The following is an 18,296-nucleotide window of genomic DNA, read 5'->3' on the forward strand; positions in this document are numbered from 1 at the left end:
CCGTGCCGCGGTCCAACCGTCGGCGCCGCGACCAGGCGGCGGGCGACGCATCCTTCGATCGGCTCCTGGCGGGGTGGAAGCGCACGGAGGTGCGCCGCGGCGCCGAGTGGACGGTGCAGCCCATCTCGGCCGCACAGGCGGTCAAGCCGTACACGTGCCCGGGATGCTCGCGCGCGATCGAGCCGGGTACGGCACACCTGGTCGCCTGGCGGGCCGACGGCGTGCTCGGCGACCGCGCCGACCTCGCGGCGCGCAGACACTGGCACAACGCCTGCTGGAGGATCAGCTGATGGAGATTCGCGGCCCCCTCATGCTTCCCGCTCGCCGGGAAGAGATCGAGCTCGAGACGCTCGACGGGCTCACCCTCGTCGGCGAGCTCGCGCTGCCCGCTGATCGTGAGCCGCGCGCGACGTTGGTGACCCTCCACCCCCTGCCGACCGCAGGCGGATTCATGGACTCGCACGTCTTCCGCAAAGCGGCCGCGCGCCTTCCCGCGCTGGCCGATCTCGCGGTCCTGCGGTTCAACACCCGCGGCACGTCATCGCCGCGCGGCATCAGCGAGGGGGAGTTCGACGGTGGGCGCGCGGAGGCCTTCGACGTCGCCGCGGCCATGGACTTCGTCCGCGAGCGCGGGCTCCCGCATCCGTGGCTGATCGGGTGGTCCTTCGGTACGGAGCTGACCCTCAAGTACGGACGCGACCACGCCGCCGAGGGGTTCATTCTGCTCTCGCCCCCGCTGCATCGTGCGACACCGGAGGAGGTCGCCGCGTGGGCTCAGGAAGAACGCCCGCTCATCATCCTCGTGCCCGAGCTCGACGACTTTCTGCGCCCGGACGAAGCCGCACAGCGGTTCGCCGCCGTGCCGCAGGCGAACCTCATCGCGGTCGACGGCGCCAAGCACCTGTGGGTGGGGGAATCGCAGACGCGACGGGTGCTCACCGAGATCGTCGCCGCGGTGAACCCCGACGCGCTGCCTCTCCCCACCGAATGGTCGGGGGAGATCCCCGGCACGGCGTGACGGTCACCGTTCGTTCTGACGGGGGATCAGCACCTGCCGGTAGAGGATGAGGATGCTGGCCGCGACCGGGATCGCCACGAGCGCACCGAGCAGTCCGAGGAGGGAACCGCCGGCGAGGGCGGCGATGACGATCACGGCGCCGGGGACGGAGACCGCGCGACCCATGATGCGGGGGGAGATCACGTACGCCTCCAACTGCATGTACACGAGGTAGTAGACCGCCGCGATGATCGCCGTCGACGTGCCGCCCAGTCCCGGAATGAGGCACAGCAGCACGATGATGGTCGATCCGGTGAGGGTGCCCACGAGCGGGATGATCGAGAAGAGGAACGCGACGACGGCGAGCACGGCCGGGAAAGGTGCGCCGATGATCGACAGGAAGATCGCGCTCAGCACGCCGTTGAGCACGCCGAGCGAGAGCTGCCCGATCACGTAGTAGCCCACCGAGTCGGTGATCTGCTCGGACAGGTCGATGAAGCGGGCGCGCTTGGACGCGGGGACCAGCTGGTAGACCGCTCGCTTCAGGCTGGGAGTCGATGCGGTGAAGTAGATCGTGAGGATGAGCACGATGAACGCGCCGGTGAGTCCGGCCAGAACGGCTCCGCTGAAGGCGAGGACGCCTTGACCGATCGATCCGCCGATCTCGGTGACGTTCGTCGTCAGCCAGTCCTCGACGTAGCTGAACACGTCGTCGACCCTCAGCGTGGGGAAGGTCGTCTGCAGCCAGGAACGCAGATCCTCGATGAAGGTGCCGCGCTCGACGAGTCGCACGATGGCGGTGACGAGCTGCGAGATCTGCGACACGATCAGCGGGACGATCATGAGGACGATGCCTGCGAAGAGCGCGAGGACTCCCAGGATCGTCACCACCACCGCCGCCCAGCGGGGCAGCCGCCGCCGTTCGAGGAACGAGATCACCGGGTCCAGACCCAGCGAGAGGAACAGCGCGGTGCCGACGTAGAGGAGGATGGTCGAGAGAGTCTGAATGCTGGCGATGAGCACCAGACCGAGCCCGACGCCCAGCGTGGCGAGGAACGCCACCCGGAACGGGTTATGGATCTTCACGCGGTCTCCTGCCTCGGCCGTGCTCCTGTGGTGTCAGGATACGCATGCGCGCCGAGGAGTCTGCGCATCGACGCCTCCCGGTGGCCTTTCAGGTCGTCTCCGCTAGTCTGAAACGTCGATTGACGTCTGCGTTGGGACCCGAAGCGGACGTGGAGAGGTGTTTCCTTGCGATTCGTGTGGGCCGTGCTGGCGTTCGTCCTCGCCGCGGTGATGATCGGCGCGGGTATCGCGCAGCGCACCGTCTTCCAGGGTCCCGACGCGCAGACCGCGCAGTTCGACGTCGAGGGAGATGTGCCGTACGTGCTCATCGACGGCGGCGCGATGACGGCTGTGTCCGGTCCGCAGACGCTTCGGGTGCAGGGGGAGGGCGAGCTCTTCGCGGCCTACGGCCGCACGGCCGATCTCGAGGCGTGGCTCTCCGACGCCGAGTACGCCCACGTGACCGCCGACGACACCGGCACGATCACGACGTCCACCATCGCCCCCGCCGTCCCGGAGCCGGCAGAGACGGAGGTCGCCGATGAGGGTGAGGGTGCCGACGATGCCGCTTCCGCGGACGACGCCGCCGCCGAAGAGGCAGCGCCCGGGCGCAATCCGGTCGGATCCGACCTCTGGCTCGACGAGTATCAGCAGGCCGACCTCCTCGTGGCGCCGCTGCAGCTTCCCGCGGACATGAGCGTGCTCGTGGCCGCCGACGGAACGGAGCCCGCGCCCACGGATCTCAGCGTGTCGTGGCCGATCGAGAACGGCACGCCGTGGGCCGGCCCTCTCATCGTGGGTGGTGCGATCCTCATGGTCATCGGACTGATCCTGTACGTGCTCGGAATCCGTCACGTGCGCCGGTCGCGCGGACCGCGCCGGAAGGGCCTGCCCCTTCCCGCGACGGAGCCGATCGACGTCGCGGTCGACGACCCCGACAAGGGCGTGATCAGCAGCACCCCGTCCCGGCGCGCCGTGGGGCGTGGTCGGCGCAGCATGATCGCGGTCCCGGTCGTCGCCGCTTCGGCGCTGGTCCTCGCAGGCTGCACGGCCGACGCGTGGCCCGACCTGGCCGGAACACCCACCCCTTCGCCCACCGCTTCGGTCATCGTCCCGGAGGGCCAGCAGTCTCCTGCGGTCACGCGGCCCCAGGCGGAGCGCATCATCGAGCGCGTGGCGGCGACCGTCGCCGAGGCGGACGAGGCCCGAGACGCCGATCTGGCGGCCACGCGGCTCGAGGGTGCACCCCTCGCCGAGCGAGAGACCCTGTACACCCTGCAAGAGGCGATCGAGGACCGTGAGGGGCTGCCGGCCTTCGCCACCACGCCCCTCGAGGTCGTGCTGCCCCAGGCGACCGAAGGCTGGCCCCGCACCTTCCTCGCGGTTGTGAACGATCCCGAGGGCACGGCCGCGACGACGATGTTCCTGAGCCAGCAGGACGCATGGTCGGACTACAAGCTGACCTCGTACTCGTATCTCGAAGCAGACACGACCCTTCCCGACCTGGCGCCCGTGTACGTCGGTGCGACGCAGGTTCAGCCCGATTCGCCGTTCCTCATCATGGAGCCGCAGGAATTGTCGACCGCCTACGCGGATGTGATCAACAACGGCGAAGACAGCGAGTACGCCTCCCTGTTCGAGCTCGATGAGGACCAGTTCCGCATCGGTGTCGCTGCCGACCGGCAGAAGCGGCTCGACGAGTTCAACGAGACGGCCGAATCGACAGGGGAGCTGACCTTCTCGACCGAGCCCGGCGAGGAGGACCCCACAGCGCTGGCCACCCTCGAGAGCGGAGCCATCGTGGCGGTCACCATCCAGGAGACCGACACGGTCAAGCCCACCGACGACGATGCGGTGATCAAGCTCGACAACAATCCCACCGTGCAGACGCTGACCGGTGTGGACGAATCCTCCGAAGGATTCAGTACCGTGTATGTCGACCAGCTGTTCTTCTACGTGCCCGGCCAGGGCTCGAGTGAGAAGATCCGGCTTCTCGGATACGTTTCAAACATTCTCGACGCGAAGGTGATTGAGTGACCGATGCCGCCACGGCGGCCGCGATGCGCGGTGCCGTCGACCTGTCTTCCCTCCGTAACCGCCCCGACCCCGCCGCGCCCCGACCGGCCGGCGGGTCGGCTTCGTCGGCGCTCGTGCGCGACGTCACGGACGCCACGTTCGGTGAGGTGCTCGAGCTCTCGCGCACCGTCCCGGTGGTGGTGGATCTGTGGGCCGACTGGTGCGGGCCGTGCAAGCAGCTGAGCCCCATTCTCGAGAAGGTCGTCACCGAGCTCGGCGGGCGAATCGTCCTCGCCAAGGTCGACGTCGATGCGAACCCGCAGCTCGCACAGGGATTCCGTGCGCAGTCGATTCCGATGGTCGTCGCCCTCCTGGCCGGACAGCCCGTGCCGCTGTTCCAGGGAGCCGTGCCCGAACAGCAGGTGCGCGAGGTGTTCGCGCAGCTCCTGCAGGCTGCGGCGCAGAACGGTGTGACGGGCACGATCACGCCGGAGGATGCGCCGGACGACGACGTCGCCGAAAGCGAGCCCGCACTGCCGCCGGCCCACGCCGAGGCATACGCCGCGATCGAGGCCGGCGACTACGAGCGCGCCGCGCGAGCGTATGAGGCGGCGATCACCGAGAACCCCGGCGACGCCGACGCGAAAGCCGGTCTGGCGCAGGTGCAGCTGCTCCTGCGGGTGCAGGGCGCAGACCTGCAGCAGGCGCGCGCGGCGGCCGCCGATGCGCCCACCGACGTGGACGCGCAGCTGCTCGTGGCCGATCTCGATGTCGCCGGCGGTCATGTCGACGACGCGTTCGCCCGGCTTCTCGAGCTGTTCTCCAAGCTCGCCGGAGACGACCGTGCACCCGTGCGTGCGCGCCTGGTCGAGCTGTTCCAGGTCGTCGGCGACGCCGACCCCCGGGTGATCCGCGCACGTGCGCGGCTTGCCTCCTTGCTGTTCTGACTCCGACGACGCGACCAGATCGCCCCCGGCCACTCGTGCCGGGGGCGATCTCGTGTCAGCGGTGCGTCGGCGACGGGATGCGCGCCTGGCGATCGTGGCTCAGCCAGAGCACTCCGAGAGGAGGCAGCACCATCGAGGCGCGGCCGTTCTCGTCGGCGTGGACCACTCCGAGGTTGCCGACGCCGGATCCGCCGTACTCCTCGGCGTCGGAATTGAGGATCTCCCGCCACACCCCGGCCTCCGGGAGGTCGATCTCGTACGGTCTCACCGGCACCCCGGAGAAGTTGCAGATCACCGCGACGGTGTTTCCATGCCAGTCCCGGCGAGAGAAGGCGATCACGCTGGAATTCCACGCCGGACCGCCGAGGCGCGCGAACGCCGCTCCGTCGGCATCCCGCGACCACAGCGCGGAGTGATCGCGGTAGACGTGGTTCAGCGTGGAGACGAACCGCGCCAGCTGCTCGTGACTGGGCTGCTCGAGCATCCACCAGTCGAGGCTGCGCCCCTCGGACCACTCGGACATCTGACCGAACTCCTGCCCCATGAACAGGAGCTGCTTGCCCGGATGCCCCCACATGTAGGCGAGGTAGCCGCGCATGTTGGCGAGCTTCTGCCAGTGATCGCCCGGCATGCGCCCGAACAGGCTGCCCTTGCCGTGGACGACCTCGTCGTGGCTGATCGGCAGCACGAAGTTCTCGCTGAAGGCGTACACGAACGAGAAGGACATTTCTCCCTGGTGATGACCCCGGTACATCGGGTCGCGCGCGACGTACTGCAGCGAGTCGTTCATCCAGCCCATGTTCCACTTGAAGCCGAAGCCGAGTCCGGCGTGGTCGGTGGGGGCCGTGACGCCGGGGAAGCTCGTCGATTCCTCGGCGATCATCGAGATGCCCGGGTATCGCTTGTACGCGGTCGCGTTGACCTCCTGCAGAAAGCGGATCGCCTCGAGGTTCTCGCGACCGCCGTGCACGTTGGGTTCCCACTCCCCGGCTTCGCGGGAGTAGTCCAGGTAGAGCATCGAAGCGACGGCGTCGACACGCAGACCGTCGACATGGAACTCCTCGAGCCAGTACAGGGCGTTGGCCACGAGGAAGTTGCGCACCTCGTTGCGGCCGTAGTCGAAGATGAGGGTGCCCCAGTCCTTGTGCTCACCTCGCCGGGGATCGGGATGCTCGTACAGCGCCTCGCCGTCGAATCGCGCCAGCGCCCAGGCGTCCTTCGGGAAGTGACCGGGGACCCAGTCCATGATGACGCCGATGCCGGCCTGGTGGAGCCGGTCGATGAGATAGCGGAGGTCGTCCGGATGCCCAAAGCGCCGCGTGGGGGAGTAGTAGCCGGTGACCTGATACCCCCAGGACCCGCCGAAGGGATGCTCGGCGAGGGGGAGGAACTCGACGTGCGTGAATCCGTGCGCGGTCACGTACTCGACGAGCGGGTCGGCCGCCTCGCGGTAGGACAGCCCCGGGCGCCAGGATCCCAGGTGCAGCTCGTAGATCGACATCGGCCGCGACAACGCCGGCGTCTGGGCGCGCTCGGTCATCCAGGCATCGTCCTGCCACGAGTAGGACGTGTCGACGACCACCGATGCGGTTGCTGGAGGCAGTTCCGCCCAGCGCGCCATCGGGTCGGCCTTCTCGACCCAGTGACCGCTCTTGGTGCGCAACTCGAACTTGTACGCCGAGCCGGTTTCGACGCCCGGGACGAACAGCTCCCACACGCCGCTGGAACCCATCGATCGCATCGCGTGCGCGGCGCCGTCCCACCCGTTGAAGTCGCCGATCACGCGCGCGGCCTGGGCGTTAGGCGCCCACACGGTGAACGCGGTGCCCGTGCTGCCGCCGGACTCGCGCGTGTGCGCGCCGAGCGCGAGCCACAGCTGCTCGTGGCGGCCCTCGCCGATCAGGTGCAGGTCGAGTTCGCCGATCGTCGGCGGGTGTCGATACGGATCGTCGACGATCCAGTCGGGCCCGTCATCGTAGGATGCGACGATCTCGTACGCTGCCGCATCGCCCCCGCGCGATCCCTCCCAGACGCCACCGCGCACGTGTTCGAGCGGAACGCGCGTGCCGTCGTCGAAAACGGCGGTCACACTCGATGCGAGGGGGCGCCGCGCCCGCACGGTCCACACCGAGGCTCCCTCGTCGTCGCGGGTGGCGTGAAGTCCGAGGACGGAGTGAGGGTCGTGGTGGGAGCCGGACGCGATCGCGTCGAGCAGGGATTCGTCGGGGTAGGTCATCGCGCCTCCTTCACGTGGAGGATGTGCACCGGTTCGGTGAACGCGTCCAGTCGCACGTAGTTGTGGTCGGTCCATGTCCAGCGAGCCCCGGTCACGAGGTCTTCGACCTCGTAGGCGTCGCCCGGGGCGATGCCCCAGATCCGCGTGTCCAGGTGCACGGTGGTCTCCCGCACCGAGTGCGGATCGACGTTGACGACGACGATGATCGTGTCGGCGACGCCGTCGGGGCTGAGGGCGGCGTCGAGATGCTTGGAGTAGACCAGCACCGAATCGTCGTCGCTCCAGTGGGCGGAGAAGTTGCGAAGCTGACGAAGGGCGGGATGCCCTCGACGGATCTCATTGAGGCGCGTGAGGAACGGCGCGAGCGAGTCGCCGGTCTCGACGGCACCCTCCCAATCGCGGATCTTGTACTCGTACTTCTCGTTGTCGATGTTCTCTTCCGAGCCGGGCCGCGCCACGTTCTCGAAGTGCTCGTATCCGGCGTAGACACCGTAGACGGGGGCGGCGGTCGCTGCGATCGCCGCCCGGATCGCATAGGCCGGTCGGCCGCCGAACTGCAGGAACTCGGTCAGGATGTCGGGCGTGTTCACGAAGAGGTTCGGCCGCAGGAAATCGGCCGTCTCGTGGGCGAGACCGCCGAGGAACTCCTCCAACTCCGCCTTCTCGTTGCGCCAGGTGAAGTAGGTGTAGCTCTGCTGGAATCCCGCCTTGGCGAGTCCCTGCAGCGGCGCGGGCCGCGTGAAGGCTTCGGCGAGGAAGACCACGTCGGGCTCCTCCGCGTTCACCGTGGCGATGAGCCACTCCCAGAACTGCAGCGGCTTGGTGTGCGGATTGTCGACGCGGAAGATCCGCACCCCCTGCTGGATCCAGTGCCGGACCACTCGCAGAACTTCGGCACGGATGCCCGCCGGATCGTTGTCGAAGTTGATCGGGTAGATGTCCTGGTACTTCTTCGGCGGGTTCTCGGCGTAGGCGATGGAACCGTCCGGGAGGGTCGTGAACCACTCCGGGTGCTCGGTGACCCACGGGTGGTCGGGGGAGGCCTGCAGGGCGAGGTCGAGCGCCACCTCGACGCCGTGGGTGCGGGCCGCCTGCACGAACGCACGGAAGTCTGCGAGGGTTCCCAGATCGGGGTGGACGGCATCGTGTCCGCCGTCGGAGGAACCGATGGCCCACGGCGAGCCCGGGTCGGCGGGCCCGGCATCCAGGGAGTTGTTCGGGCCTTTGCGGTTCGTGCGGCCGATCGGATGGATCGGCGGCAGGTAAAGCACGTCGAAACCCATCGCCGCGACGGCGGGAAGGCGCTCGGTCGCGGTCGCGAACGTGCCGCTGCGGATCGACCCGTCCTCGAGGACGGTCGCGCCTTCGGACCGGGGGAAGAACTCGTACCACGCACCCACGCCCGCCCGCTCGCGCTCCACCAGCAGCTCCTGCTCGTCGCCGCGCGTCATCAGGGCCGTCAGAGGTCGCCGCCAGAACATCGCCGCGATCTCGTCGTCGAGCACGATGCCGCGTGCCGCGACATCGTCGACCTGGTCGTCGCGCAGAGAGGCCGCGGCGGCGGTGAGCGCCCGCTTCTCGGCTGCCGGCCGGGATCGCTCCTCGGCGCCGCGCGTGAACAGCCGCGCACCGATCTCCCGCATGAGCGCCGTGTCCACACCCGCGGCGATCTTCACGTCGGCGGCATGGCGCCACGTCGCGAACTCGTCGGAGAACGCCTCGAAGCGGAAGCGCCACACGCCCTGCTCGAGAACCGATACGAGTGCGCTCCACCGGTCCATCCCGCCGTCGAGCGGGTTCAACCGATGGAGGGACTGGTCTCCCCCCGGCGACGTGAGGCGCACCTGAACGCCGATCCGGTCGTGCCCGTCGCGGAACGCCGTGATCTCGAACGGCACCACCTCGCCGACGAACGCCTTGGGGCGGAAGTCGCCCCCCGGCACGGTGGGAGAGGATCCCGTGGTGGGGATGCGCCCGATCGCGGTATCCCGCGCGGGTTGCGCATCCGACGCAGGCCGGACGGGGATCGAGGCGGCGCTCCGCCAGGGCTGGGGCTGTGCTGTGCGCGACGTGACCACGGTCCGAACCTATCGCGACAGCGTGGAGGGATACAGGGTCAGGGGTGGGGGTTGACACTCTCCACGCGGAACAGTTCCATAGCGGTCCCCGGCAGGTCGATGCGCTCGCCGGGCGCGTGGGCGGAGGCCTCCTGCGCGGGTCGTTCGTCCAGGCTGGACCACAGGCGGACGAAGCGCTGCGCGTCGTCGATCTCGGGGAGGGTCACCGTCACCGGACGCTCGGACCCGTGCACGACGAGCAGGATGCGATTGCGGGCCTCGTGCTCGGGCGTCGAGGCCGCGACATACTGGAGGGTGCGCTTGGAGGAGTCGTTCCACCGCTCATCCGACATCGTCTCGCCGTGCTCGTCGTACCACTCCATCACCGACGCGGACGGAACGTGCTCCCCGCGCTTGGCGTAGCGCACAGGCCGCAGGGCCGGATTCTGCTGACGCAGTGCGATGAGGCGCGCGACGTGAGCCTGCAGGTCCTCCTGCCAGCCCGCGTGCTCCCACGACAGCCACGTGAGCGGGGAATCGTGGCAGTAGGCGTTGTTGTTCCCGCGCTGGCTGCGCCCGAACTCGTCGCCCGCCGTCAGCATCGGCACGCCCGCCGACAGCAAGAGGGTTCCGAGGAGGTTCCGCATCGCCTTGCGTCGTGTCGCGAGGATTCCCGCGTCGTCGGTGTGCCCCTCAGCACCGTGGTTGAACGAGCGATTCGTGTCGGCGCCGTCGCGATTCTGCTCGCCGTTGCCGAGATTGTGCTTCACGTCGTACGAGACGAGGTCGTGAAGGGTGAATCCGTCGTGAGCGGTGACGAAGTTCACGCTCGCGAGCGGCCCGCGCTCGGCGGAGAACGTGTGGGAGGAACCCGCGAGTCGCGTGGCGACGCCGCCGACTCCGACGGGCGTGACGTCGGCCCGGCGCGCGTAATCGATGTCGCTGAGCCAGAAGTTGCGCACGCGATCGCGGTAGCGGTCGTTCCACTCGTGCCAGCCGTCGCCGAAGTTGCCGGTCTGCCAGCCCCCCATTCCGACATCCCACGGCTCGGCGATCTTCTTCACGCCTGCCAAAGCCGGATCGGCGATGATCCCCCGGAGCAGGGGATGGTCCGGGGTGAAGGCGTGGGCGGCGTCGCGGCCCAGGGTGGCGGCGAGATCGAAGCGGAAGCCGTCGATCTGCACGTCTTGCGCCCAGTATCGGAGCGAGTCCAGCACGAGACGGGCGGCGGCGTCCGTTGCGGTGTTCAGCGAGTTCCCGCACCCGGTGACGTCGATGTAGGTGCCGTCGTCCTGCTGCCGGTAGTAGTGGCGGTTGTCCAGACCGCGCAGGCTCGTGCGGGGTCCGCCGAGACCTTCTTCGCTGGTGTGGTTGTAGACGACGTCGAGGATGACCTCGATGCCCGCCTCGTGCAGGAGCTTCACCATTCCCTTCACCTCGCGCAGGACCGCGTCAGGGCCTCGGCGACGGTTCTCCTCGGTCGCGTACGCGGCGTGGGGGGTGAAGAAGTTCAGCGAGTTGTAGCCCCAGTAGTTGGCCAGCCCGTGCTGCAGGAGCCGAGGTTCCGTGGCGAATGCATGAATGGGCAGCAGCTGCAGGGCGGTCACCCCGAGCTGCTGGTAGTGCTCGATCATCGCCGGATGCGCGAGGCCTGCATACGTGCCGTGCAGCGCGGGCGGCACTCCCGGGTGGCGCTTGGAGAGTCCCTTCACGTGACCTTCGTAGATCACGGTGCGATCCATGGGGGTGAGCGGCTTCGTGACGCCTCCCCAGTCGAAGCTCCGATCCACCACGACCGACCGCCAGTCCTCGTACCCGTCACCGGTGGCCAGGCCCCGGGAGTACGGTTCGATGAGCAGCGTGCCACGGTTGAAGGTGGCCCCCGGCGTGCGTGGGCCGTCCGCGCGCACGGCATATCGCGCACCCGGCCGCAGCAGATCGCTGCTCACGCTCCACACGCCGTCACCGACCGGTTCCAGCGGGATGTCCGCGATGCTCCAGTCGAGGTCGGCGTCATCGAAGACCACGAGCTCGATCGCATCCGCGTCCTCTGACCACACGCGGAGGGTGCCGCCGCCGTCGTGCAGGGTGACTCCCAGATCGTCGAAAGCGGGCGAGGAAAGAGCCGGCGCGGGCGCAGTGGAGGGGGCGGGGGACATGCGATCTAGAGTAGTGACGCCGCGAGAAGGCAGCACTCGGACGCGAGACCGTCGAAGGAGGGGGATGGTCGTCTACCTCGATCACGCCGCCGGCACATCGCTGCGCCCCGAGGCGCGCGACGCCTGGGTGCACGTGCAGACGCGCGTCGGCAATGCGTCGGCGATCCACGCCGCCGGCCAGGGCGCGCGCCGCCTCCTGGAGGAGGCGCGCGAACGGCTCGCAGCGGTGCTCGGATGCGGATCGATCGAGGTGGTGTTCACGTCGGGAGGCACCGAAGCGGTGAACCTGGCGATCAAGGGCCTGTGGGACGCGCGCGGGGGTGAGGGGGATGCGATCGTCCTCCCCGACGGCGAGCATCACGCGACCCTCGACACGGTGGGATGGCTGGCAGCCCGCCGCGGGGCCCGTGTCCGCTCGGTGGAGCTGGACCGGCTGGGGCGCATCCCGCCTGCGTCCTTCGGGGCGGCCCTCCCGGGTGCGGCCCTGGCCACGGCACTCGTCGCGAACAACGAGGTCGGCACCGTCAACGACGCGCCGGCACTCGCGGCGGAGGCAGTCGCCGCGGGGACGCCTCTCCACCTCGACGCCGTCTCGGCCTTCGGGCACGTGCCCGTCGACTTCGCTCGGTGGCGGGGCGATGTCCGCGATGGAACGGGGCTGGTGGCACTCAGCGTGTCGGCGCACAAGATCGGAGGGCCCGTGGGGGTGGGCGCGCTCGTGGTGTCGCGCCACGCCGAGCCGACGCCGCTGCTGCACGGAGGCGGACAGCAGCGCTCCCTGCGGGCGGGAACGCAGGATGTCGCCGGAGCGACCGCCTTCGCCGTGGCCGCCGAACTCGCCGTCGCCGAACGGGAGGAGGAAGCCAGGCGCCTCTCCGCGCTGCGCGAGCGCGCGCTCGCGGCCATCCGCCGCGACATCCCCGATGTCGTTCCCCTCGGAGATCCGATCGACAGGATCCCGGGCAATCTGCACCTGCATCTTCCGGGAGCGGGGGGCGAGTCCCTGCTGTTCCTGCTCGATCAACGCGGGATCGCCGTCTCCACCGGCTCGGCGTGCCAGGCGGGCGTGCCCGAACCGTCCCACGTCGTGCAGGCGCTGGGGTTCGACGAGCGGGCGGCGCGACAGGTGCTTCGCATCACTCTCGGTCGCACGAGCACCGTCGACGACGTCGACGCGTTGTCCGCGGCGCTTCCGGAAGCGGTGTCGCGAGCTCGCGCCGCCCGCTGAGCAGGCCGGGTGAGGACCGGCGGTCAGGCGCCGGTCAGTCCGCCGTCCCTAGACTGGTTCGCATGAGGATCCTTGCGGCGATGAGTGGCGGTGTCGACTCGGCGGTGGCGACCGCCCGGGCGGTCGAGGCCGGTCACGACGTCGTCGGCGTGCATCTGGCGCTGTCGCGCGCAGGCGGCACGCTCCGAGCCGGCAGTCGCGGCTGCTGCACGATCGAGGATGCGATGGACGCCCGTCGCGCCGCGGATTCACTCGGCATCCCGTTCTACGTGTGGGACTTCTCCGAGCGCTTCCGCGATGACGTCATCGATGACTTCGTCGCCGAGTACCGCGCCGGTCGAACGCCCAATCCCTGCATGCGCTGCAACGAGAAGATCAAGTTCGCCGCTCTCCTCGAGCGCGCTCTCGAGCTCGGCTTCGACGCGGTGTGCACCGGGCACTACGCCACGCTCGTCGAGGGTGAGGGGGGACTCGAGCTGCACCGCGCATCCGACGCCGCGAAGGACCAGTCGTATGTGCTCGGGGTGCTCACCGCCGATCAGCTGGCGCACACGTACTTCCCCCTGGGCGACACGCCCTCGAAGGAGCTCGTCCGGTCCGAAGCCGAAGAGCGGGGGCTGACCGTGGCCCGCAAGCCCGACAGTCATGACATCTGCTTCATCCCCGACGGCGACACCCGAGGGTGGCTGGCCGACAGGGTCGGGGCGGAGAAGGGCGACATCGTCGATCGCGCCGGCGCGGTCGTGGGATCGCACGAAGGGGCGCACGCGTTCACCGTGGGGCAGCGTCGGGGACTTCAACTCGGCGTGCCCGCAGCCGACGGCAAGCCCCGCTTCGTGCTCGAGGTCAGGCCGGTGTCGAACACGGTCGTGGTCGGACCGAAGGAGGCGCTCGCGTGCGCGCGCATCGCGGGCGTGCGCCGCTCGTGGGCGGGCGCGGCCCCGACGGAGTCGGACTTCTCCTGCCACGTGCAGATCCGCGCTCACGCGGAGCCGGTGCCGGCGCTGGCGTGGATCGAGGACGACGTGATCACCGTCGAGCCGCAGACGCCGTTCGACGGCGTCGCCCCGGGACAGACGGCCGTGCTCTACGACGGCACGCGCGTACTCGGCCAGTTCACGATCGACCGGACGGAATCAGCCGTTCCCGTCGACGCATGAGGGTGGCCGCGATCCCGCTCCGGCCCCGTCCGACCGTCGTGTCGGCGGGCGTCCATAGACTGACGGGGTGGCTGAAGGTGAACGGGCTGAGCTGACTCTCGACCAGGCGCGCGACGAGGTGAGAGCCCTCACCGACCGCATCGGCGCCGCGCGCGACGCCTATTACGGCGACGATGCGGAGATCGTCGACGACGCCACCTACGACGGCTGGATGCAGCGCCTGGACAAGCTCGAGCGGCTCCACCCGGAACTGCAGGGACAGGATTCCCCGACGCTCACCGTGGGCGCGGCCTCCGGCACGCTGTTCGCGCCGGTCACGCACGCCGAGCGCATGCTGAGCCTGGACAACGTCTTCAGCGAGGACGAATTCCGGGTGTGGGCGGCACGCGTGGAGCGCGATGCCGGCCGCGTGGTGCCGTTCCTGTGCGAACTCAAGATCGACGGCCTCGCGCTGTCGCTTCGCTACGAGCACGGCAGGCTGACCAGTGCCGCCACGCGTGGAGACGGTCGCGTCGGCGAAGACGTGACGGAGAACGTGCGCGGCATCGCGGGCATCCCGTCTGCGCTGCACGGAGACGGGCATCCGCCCCTGGTCGAGGTGCGCGGCGAGGTCTTCTTCACAGTCGCCGACTTCGACTCGCTGAACGCTTTCCAGCAGGAGCAGGGCGACCGCCTGTTCGCCAACCCGCGGAACGCCGCGTCGGGATCGCTGCGCCAGAAGCGCGAGGGCAAGAACGAGCGTCAGCTGCAGGCGATGCATGAGCGGCTGTCGCGGCTGCGGCTCACGGTGCACGGGATCGGGGCCTGGCCGAATCCGCCGGTCGCGTCCCAGAGCGAGGTGTACGGCCTGCTGGCGTCGTGGGGTCTTCCGGTCAGCCCGTACTTCCGCGTGGTCCCCGGCGCGGCCGAGGCCGCCGCATTCATCCGTCATTACGGCGAGCACCGCCACGACGTGGAGCACGAGATCGACGGCATCGTCGTCAAGGTGGACGACCTGGCGATGCACGAGGAGCTCGGGGCGACCAGCCGCGCCCCGCGCTGGGCCATCGCCTACAAGTATCCGCCGGAACAGGTGAACACCAAGCTGCTCGACATCGTGGTCTCGGTCGGACGCACGGGGCGCGCCACGCCCTTCGCCGTCCTCGAGCCCGCGAAGGTCGCCGGCTCGGTCGTGCGTCAGGCGACCCTCCACAATCAGGATGTCGTGAAGGCCAAGGGGGTTCTCATCGGCGACACCGTCGTGCTCCGCAAGGCCGGCGACGTCATTCCCGAGGTGCTGGGGCCGGTCGTCGAGCTGCGGGACGGCGGTGAACGCGCGTTCGTGATGCCCGCGAGGTGCCCGGAGTGCGATTCACCGCTCGCCCCCGCGAAGGAGGGCGACATCGACCTGCGCTGCCCGAACACCAGGTCGTGCCCGGCTCAGGTGCGCGGTCGCGTCGAGCACATCGGGTCGCGCGGTGCGCTCGACATCGAAGGACTGGGCGAGGTGTCCGCCGCCGCCCTCACGCAGCCGGTGCGCCCCGAGGAACCCCCGCTGAGCACCGAGGCGGGCCTGTTCGACCTCACTCCGCGCGACCTGTTCGGAATCGATGTGGTCGTGCGCGACGCCGAGACCGGTCTCCCTCGACTGCTCGAAGACGGCACCCCCGATACACGGTCGCCGTTCCGGCGGCGTCGCAAACGCACAGATCCCGCGTTCGACGACGGCGGCGATTTCGACGGCGACGAAGAGCACATCCTCTCCGCCGCGGCGACATCACTGCTCGCGAATCTCGACGGCGCGAGGTCGAAGGAGCTGTGGCGCTTCCTCGTTGCGCTCAACATCCGGCATGTGGGTCCGGTCGCCGCCCGCGCCCTCGCGCAGTGGTTCGGATCGGTCGATGCGATCCGGGCAGCGACCCGCGACGAGCTCGCGGCGGTCGACGGCGTCGGCGGCATCATCGCGGATTCCCTGCAGGCATGGTTCGATGTCGACTGGCATCGCGACATCGTCGAGCGATGGGCCGCGGCCGGCGCGCGATTGGCGACTCCCGGTCACCCCGGACCGGGGGCGGCGGCCGTCGCGGGGGGCGTGCTCGAAGGCGTCACCGTGGTGGCGACGGGGACGCTGGAGGGCTATACGCGCGAGGGAGCGCAGGAGGCGATCGTCAACGCGGGTGGCAAGGCGGCTTCGAGCGTGTCCAAGAAGACCGACTTCGTCGCGGCCGGTCCCGGCGCGGGGTCCAAGCTCGCCAAGGCAGAGCAGCTCGGGGTGCGGGTGATCGACGCCGCTCAGTTCCACCTGCTCGTCACCGAAGGTCCCTCCGCGCTGGAGGAACCGGCCTGACTCCGGACGTCCGTCCGGCGACGGCCGCCCGGCTCAGACGTCGTCCGCAAGGAGTCGATCGCGCACCTGCCGCCGCAGCACCTTGCCGATCAATGATGTCGGCAGCTCGTCGACCACGACGACCCGCTTGGGCACCTTGTAGGGCGTGAGCTCCTCGCGGGCGAAGGCCCGGATCGCCTCCGGGTCGATCCGCTGTCCGGCGGCGGCGACGACGGCCGCGACGACCTGTTCACCGGCACGATCATCGGGCAGACCGACGACGGCGGCATCGGCGATGCTCGGATGCCGCCGCAGCGCGTTCTCGACCTCGGTCGGAGCGACGTTGAAGCCGCCCGTGATCACGAGCTCCTTGATGCGGTCGACGATCCGGACGAACCCGGCATCGTCGATCGTGACGATATCCCCGGTGCGGAACCAGTCGCCCGCGAAGACGGCGGCGGTCTCCTCCGGCTTGCGGAAGTACCCGTCGAAGACCTGCGGTCCGCGCACGATCAGCTCACCCGCCTCTCCCGGGGGCATGTCGCGGCCGGGATCCTCGGGATCCACGACGCGGCACTCCGTGCCGGGGAGGGGGAGTCCGACGGTTCCAGGGACGCGGTGGGGGGCGACCGGGTTGGCCATCAGGACGGGGGAGCACTCCGACAGGCCGTACCCCTCGACCAGATAGCCGCCGGTGGCCGCCTCGAAGGGCACGACCAGATCGTGTGAGAGCGCCATGGCGCCGGAGATCGCGATGCCGGTTCCCGCCAGCGACACTCCCCGCTCCTCGGCCGAGGCGAGCAGGCGTCGTGCGATCGGCGGCACGAGAGGGAGGAACGTCGCGGGCCGCTTCTTCGTGACCGACAGCACCATGTCGGGATCGAAGCGAGGGAAGAGCACCAGGCGGGCCGCCATCGACATGGCGAACGTCAAGCAGAGCGTGAGGCCGTAGGCATGGAACATCGGAAGCACCGCGTAGACGACGCAGCCTTCGCCGCGCGTGATCGTGGGAACCCATGCTCGGGCCTGCGCCGCGTTTGCGAGAAGGTTCCGGTGCGTGAGGCGGGCGCCCTTCGGTGACCCGGTCGTGCCGCTGGTGTATTGGATGAGCGCGAGGTCGTCCGTCTCCGGTCGCGGATGCGATGCATCCAAGGCGGTGGCGCTGACGACGTCGTCCCAGGCGATGGTCCCGGAGGTGGGCGCCGTCAGCGCCTCACGCCCCTCGCGCGCCTTTCGGATGGGCAGGTGCAGCGCCAGTCGGGTGTGCCAGGGCATCGCGGTGGTGAGATCCACCGAGACGAGGGAATCCACGCGTACCTCGTCGGAGAACGCCTGCACCGTCGCCGCGACCTTGGACCACACGATGGCGTGCTTCGCGCCGTGATCGGCGAACTGGCGTTCCAGCTCGACCGGCGTGTAGAGCGGATTGTGCTCCACGACGACCGCACCCAGGCGCAGGATCGCGTAGAAGGCCACGACGTGCTGCGGGCAGTTGGGAAGGACGATCGCGACCGGTTCGCCCGCGGTCACCCCGACCTCCCTCAGCCCGGCGGCGGCTCGAGAGATCTGCACCTCCAGATCCCGATAGCTCGTCGTGCGCCCGAAGAACTCCAGCGCGGGAGCATCGGGGTGGGTGCGCGCCGAAGCGGCGACGATGTCCACGAGCGAGCCCGAGACCTCCGCCAGGTCCTCCGGAACTCCTTCGGCGTAGCTGTGGATCCACGGACGCGGCGGGTCGTAGGTCGCTGACACGGGCATCAGCCTAGACGGGTCGCGTGCCCCGGGACGGACGGAGACACCCGCCTACAATGGTCTGGTGTCTGAAATCACCCCCGATCTCGTGCGCCATCTCGGTGTGCTCGCCAGGATCCAGCTCGACGACGAGGAGGTCGACCGCCTCACCGGGCAGCTCGATGCGATCGTCGACAACATCGCGAAGGTGTCGCAGGTGGCGACACCGGATGTGGTCGCCACGAGCCATCCCATCCCGCTGCAGAACGTCTTCCGTGCCGACGAGGTGGGGCACACGCTCACCGTCGACGAGGCGCTCCAGAACGCTCCGGATGCCGCCGACGGCCGTTTCCGCGTGACCGCGATCCTCGGCGAAGAGCAGTAGAGGACGGATC

At 69.4% G+C, this 18,296-nt stretch carries 13 protein-coding genes; 8 read left to right on the plus strand and 5 right to left on the minus strand.

Features of this window, described 5'->3' with window-relative positions:
* Positions 1–2: 2 nt before the first annotated feature.
* Both IM777_RS07560 and IM777_RS07565 read left to right on the plus strand, forming a co-directional pair.
* Positions 3–290, plus strand: a complete 288-nt coding sequence (locus IM777_RS07560) for a hypothetical protein (RefSeq protein ID WP_194385134.1) — start codon at positions 3–5, stop codon at positions 288–290.
* Entirely contained in the window at positions 290–1,018 is a 729-nt protein-coding gene (locus IM777_RS07565; protein ID WP_194385135.1) for an alpha/beta hydrolase, read from the plus strand. The genes IM777_RS07560 and IM777_RS07565 overlap by 1 nt, the downstream gene beginning before the upstream one ends.
* A 3-nt stretch (positions 1,019–1,021) precedes the next feature.
* On the opposite strand, the gene IM777_RS07570 is transcribed toward IM777_RS07565, so the two are convergent.
* On the minus strand, positions 1,022–2,083 hold the full coding sequence (locus IM777_RS07570) for an AI-2E family transporter (protein WP_194385136.1): 1,062 nt from the start codon (positions 2,081–2,083) through the stop codon (positions 1,022–1,024).
* Positions 2,084–2,257: 174 nt separating this feature from the next.
* On the opposite strand from IM777_RS07570, the gene IM777_RS07575 reads away from it, so the two are divergent.
* Positions 2,258–4,099: a DUF8094 domain-containing protein gene (locus tag IM777_RS07575; RefSeq protein WP_228481073.1), complete on the plus strand. Its 1,842-nt coding sequence runs from the start codon at positions 2,258–2,260 to the stop codon at positions 4,097–4,099.
* Positions 4,100–4,122: 23 nt separating this feature from the next.
* Positions 4,123–5,025, plus strand: a complete 903-nt coding sequence (locus IM777_RS07580) for a tetratricopeptide repeat protein (protein WP_194385489.1) — start codon at positions 4,123–4,125, stop codon at positions 5,023–5,025.
* 55 nt (positions 5,026–5,080) lie between these two features.
* Here the strand turns inward: IM777_RS07580 and glgB are convergent, their stop codons facing one another.
* Genes glgB through glgX form a run of 3 tightly spaced genes read right to left on the minus strand, consistent with a single transcriptional unit; the run spans position 5,081 to position 11,477 of the window.
* Positions 5,081–7,261 carry a 1,4-alpha-glucan branching protein GlgB gene (glgB, locus tag IM777_RS07585; protein ID WP_194385138.1) on the minus strand — a complete coding sequence of 727 codons (2,181 nt, stop codon included), beginning with the start codon at positions 7,259–7,261 and terminating at the stop codon, positions 5,081–5,083.
* On the minus strand, positions 7,258–9,339 hold the full coding sequence (locus IM777_RS07590) for an alpha-1,4-glucan--maltose-1-phosphate maltosyltransferase (RefSeq protein WP_194385139.1): 2,082 nt from the start codon (positions 9,337–9,339) through the stop codon (positions 7,258–7,260). Before IM777_RS07590 ends, glgB begins: the two co-directional genes overlap by 4 nt.
* Positions 9,340–9,377: 38 nt before the next feature.
* Positions 9,378–11,477, minus strand: coding sequence for a glycogen debranching protein GlgX (glgX, locus tag IM777_RS07595; RefSeq protein WP_194385140.1), 2,100 nt, complete (start codon positions 11,475–11,477; stop codon positions 9,378–9,380).
* Positions 11,478–11,541: 64 nt separating this feature from the next.
* Between glgX and IM777_RS07600 the strand changes: the two genes are divergently transcribed.
* The 3 genes from IM777_RS07600 (at position 11,542) to ligA (ending at position 16,191) form a co-directional block, all read left to right on the plus strand.
* The gene (locus tag IM777_RS07600; RefSeq protein ID WP_194385141.1) at positions 11,542–12,705 is read left to right on the plus strand and encodes a cysteine desulfurase family protein; all 1,164 of its coding nucleotides are present in this window, start codon (positions 11,542–11,544) and stop codon (positions 12,703–12,705) included.
* Between the two features lie 62 nt (positions 12,706–12,767).
* Entirely contained in the window at positions 12,768–13,865 is a 1,098-nt protein-coding gene (mnmA, locus tag IM777_RS07605; RefSeq protein WP_194385142.1) for a tRNA 2-thiouridine(34) synthase MnmA, read from the plus strand.
* A 67-nt stretch (positions 13,866–13,932) separates the two neighbouring features.
* Entirely contained in the window at positions 13,933–16,191 is a 2,259-nt protein-coding gene (gene ligA / locus IM777_RS07610) for an NAD-dependent DNA ligase LigA (RefSeq protein WP_194385143.1), read from the plus strand.
* 33 nt (positions 16,192–16,224) lie between these two features.
* On the opposite strand, the gene IM777_RS07615 is transcribed toward ligA, so the two are convergent.
* Entirely contained in the window at positions 16,225–17,922 is a 1,698-nt protein-coding gene (locus IM777_RS07615) for a long-chain-fatty-acid--CoA ligase (RefSeq protein ID WP_228481013.1), read from the minus strand.
* Positions 17,923–17,986: 64 nt separating this feature from the next.
* Here IM777_RS07615 and gatC point away from each other — a divergent pair, with 64 nt between their 5' ends.
* Positions 17,987–18,286 carry an Asp-tRNA(Asn)/Glu-tRNA(Gln) amidotransferase subunit GatC gene (gatC, locus tag IM777_RS07620; protein ID WP_194385145.1) on the plus strand — a complete coding sequence of 100 codons (300 nt, stop codon included), beginning with the start codon at positions 17,987–17,989 and terminating at the stop codon, positions 18,284–18,286.
* Positions 18,287–18,296 lie beyond the last annotated feature (10 nt).

Source organism: Microbacterium luteum (genome assembly GCF_015277875.1).
GTDB lineage: Bacteria > Actinomycetota > Actinomycetes > Actinomycetales > Microbacteriaceae > Microbacterium > Microbacterium luteum.

Bases quoted from the DNA above. Each gene is read 5' to 3' on its own strand.
- IM777_RS07565 (WP_194385135.1), top strand. From the start codon at position 290: ATGGAGATTCGCGGCCCCCTCATGCTTCCCGCTCGCCGGGAAGAGATC.
- IM777_RS07600 (WP_194385141.1), top strand. From the start codon at position 11,542: ATGGTCGTCTACCTCGATCACGCCGCCGGCACATCGCTGCGCCCCGAG.
- IM777_RS07580 (WP_194385489.1), top strand. From the start codon at position 4,123: ATGCGCGGTGCCGTCGACCTGTCTTCCCTCCGTAACCGCCCCGACCCC.
- mnmA (WP_194385142.1), top strand. From the start codon at position 12,768: ATGAGGATCCTTGCGGCGATGAGTGGCGGTGTCGACTCGGCGGTGGCG.
- glgX (WP_194385140.1), bottom strand. From the start codon at position 11,477: ATGTCCCCCGCCCCCTCCACTGCGCCCGCGCCGGCTCTTTCCTCGCCC.
- glgB (WP_194385138.1), bottom strand. From the start codon at position 7,261: ATGACCTACCCCGACGAATCCCTGCTCGACGCGATCGCGTCCGGCTCC.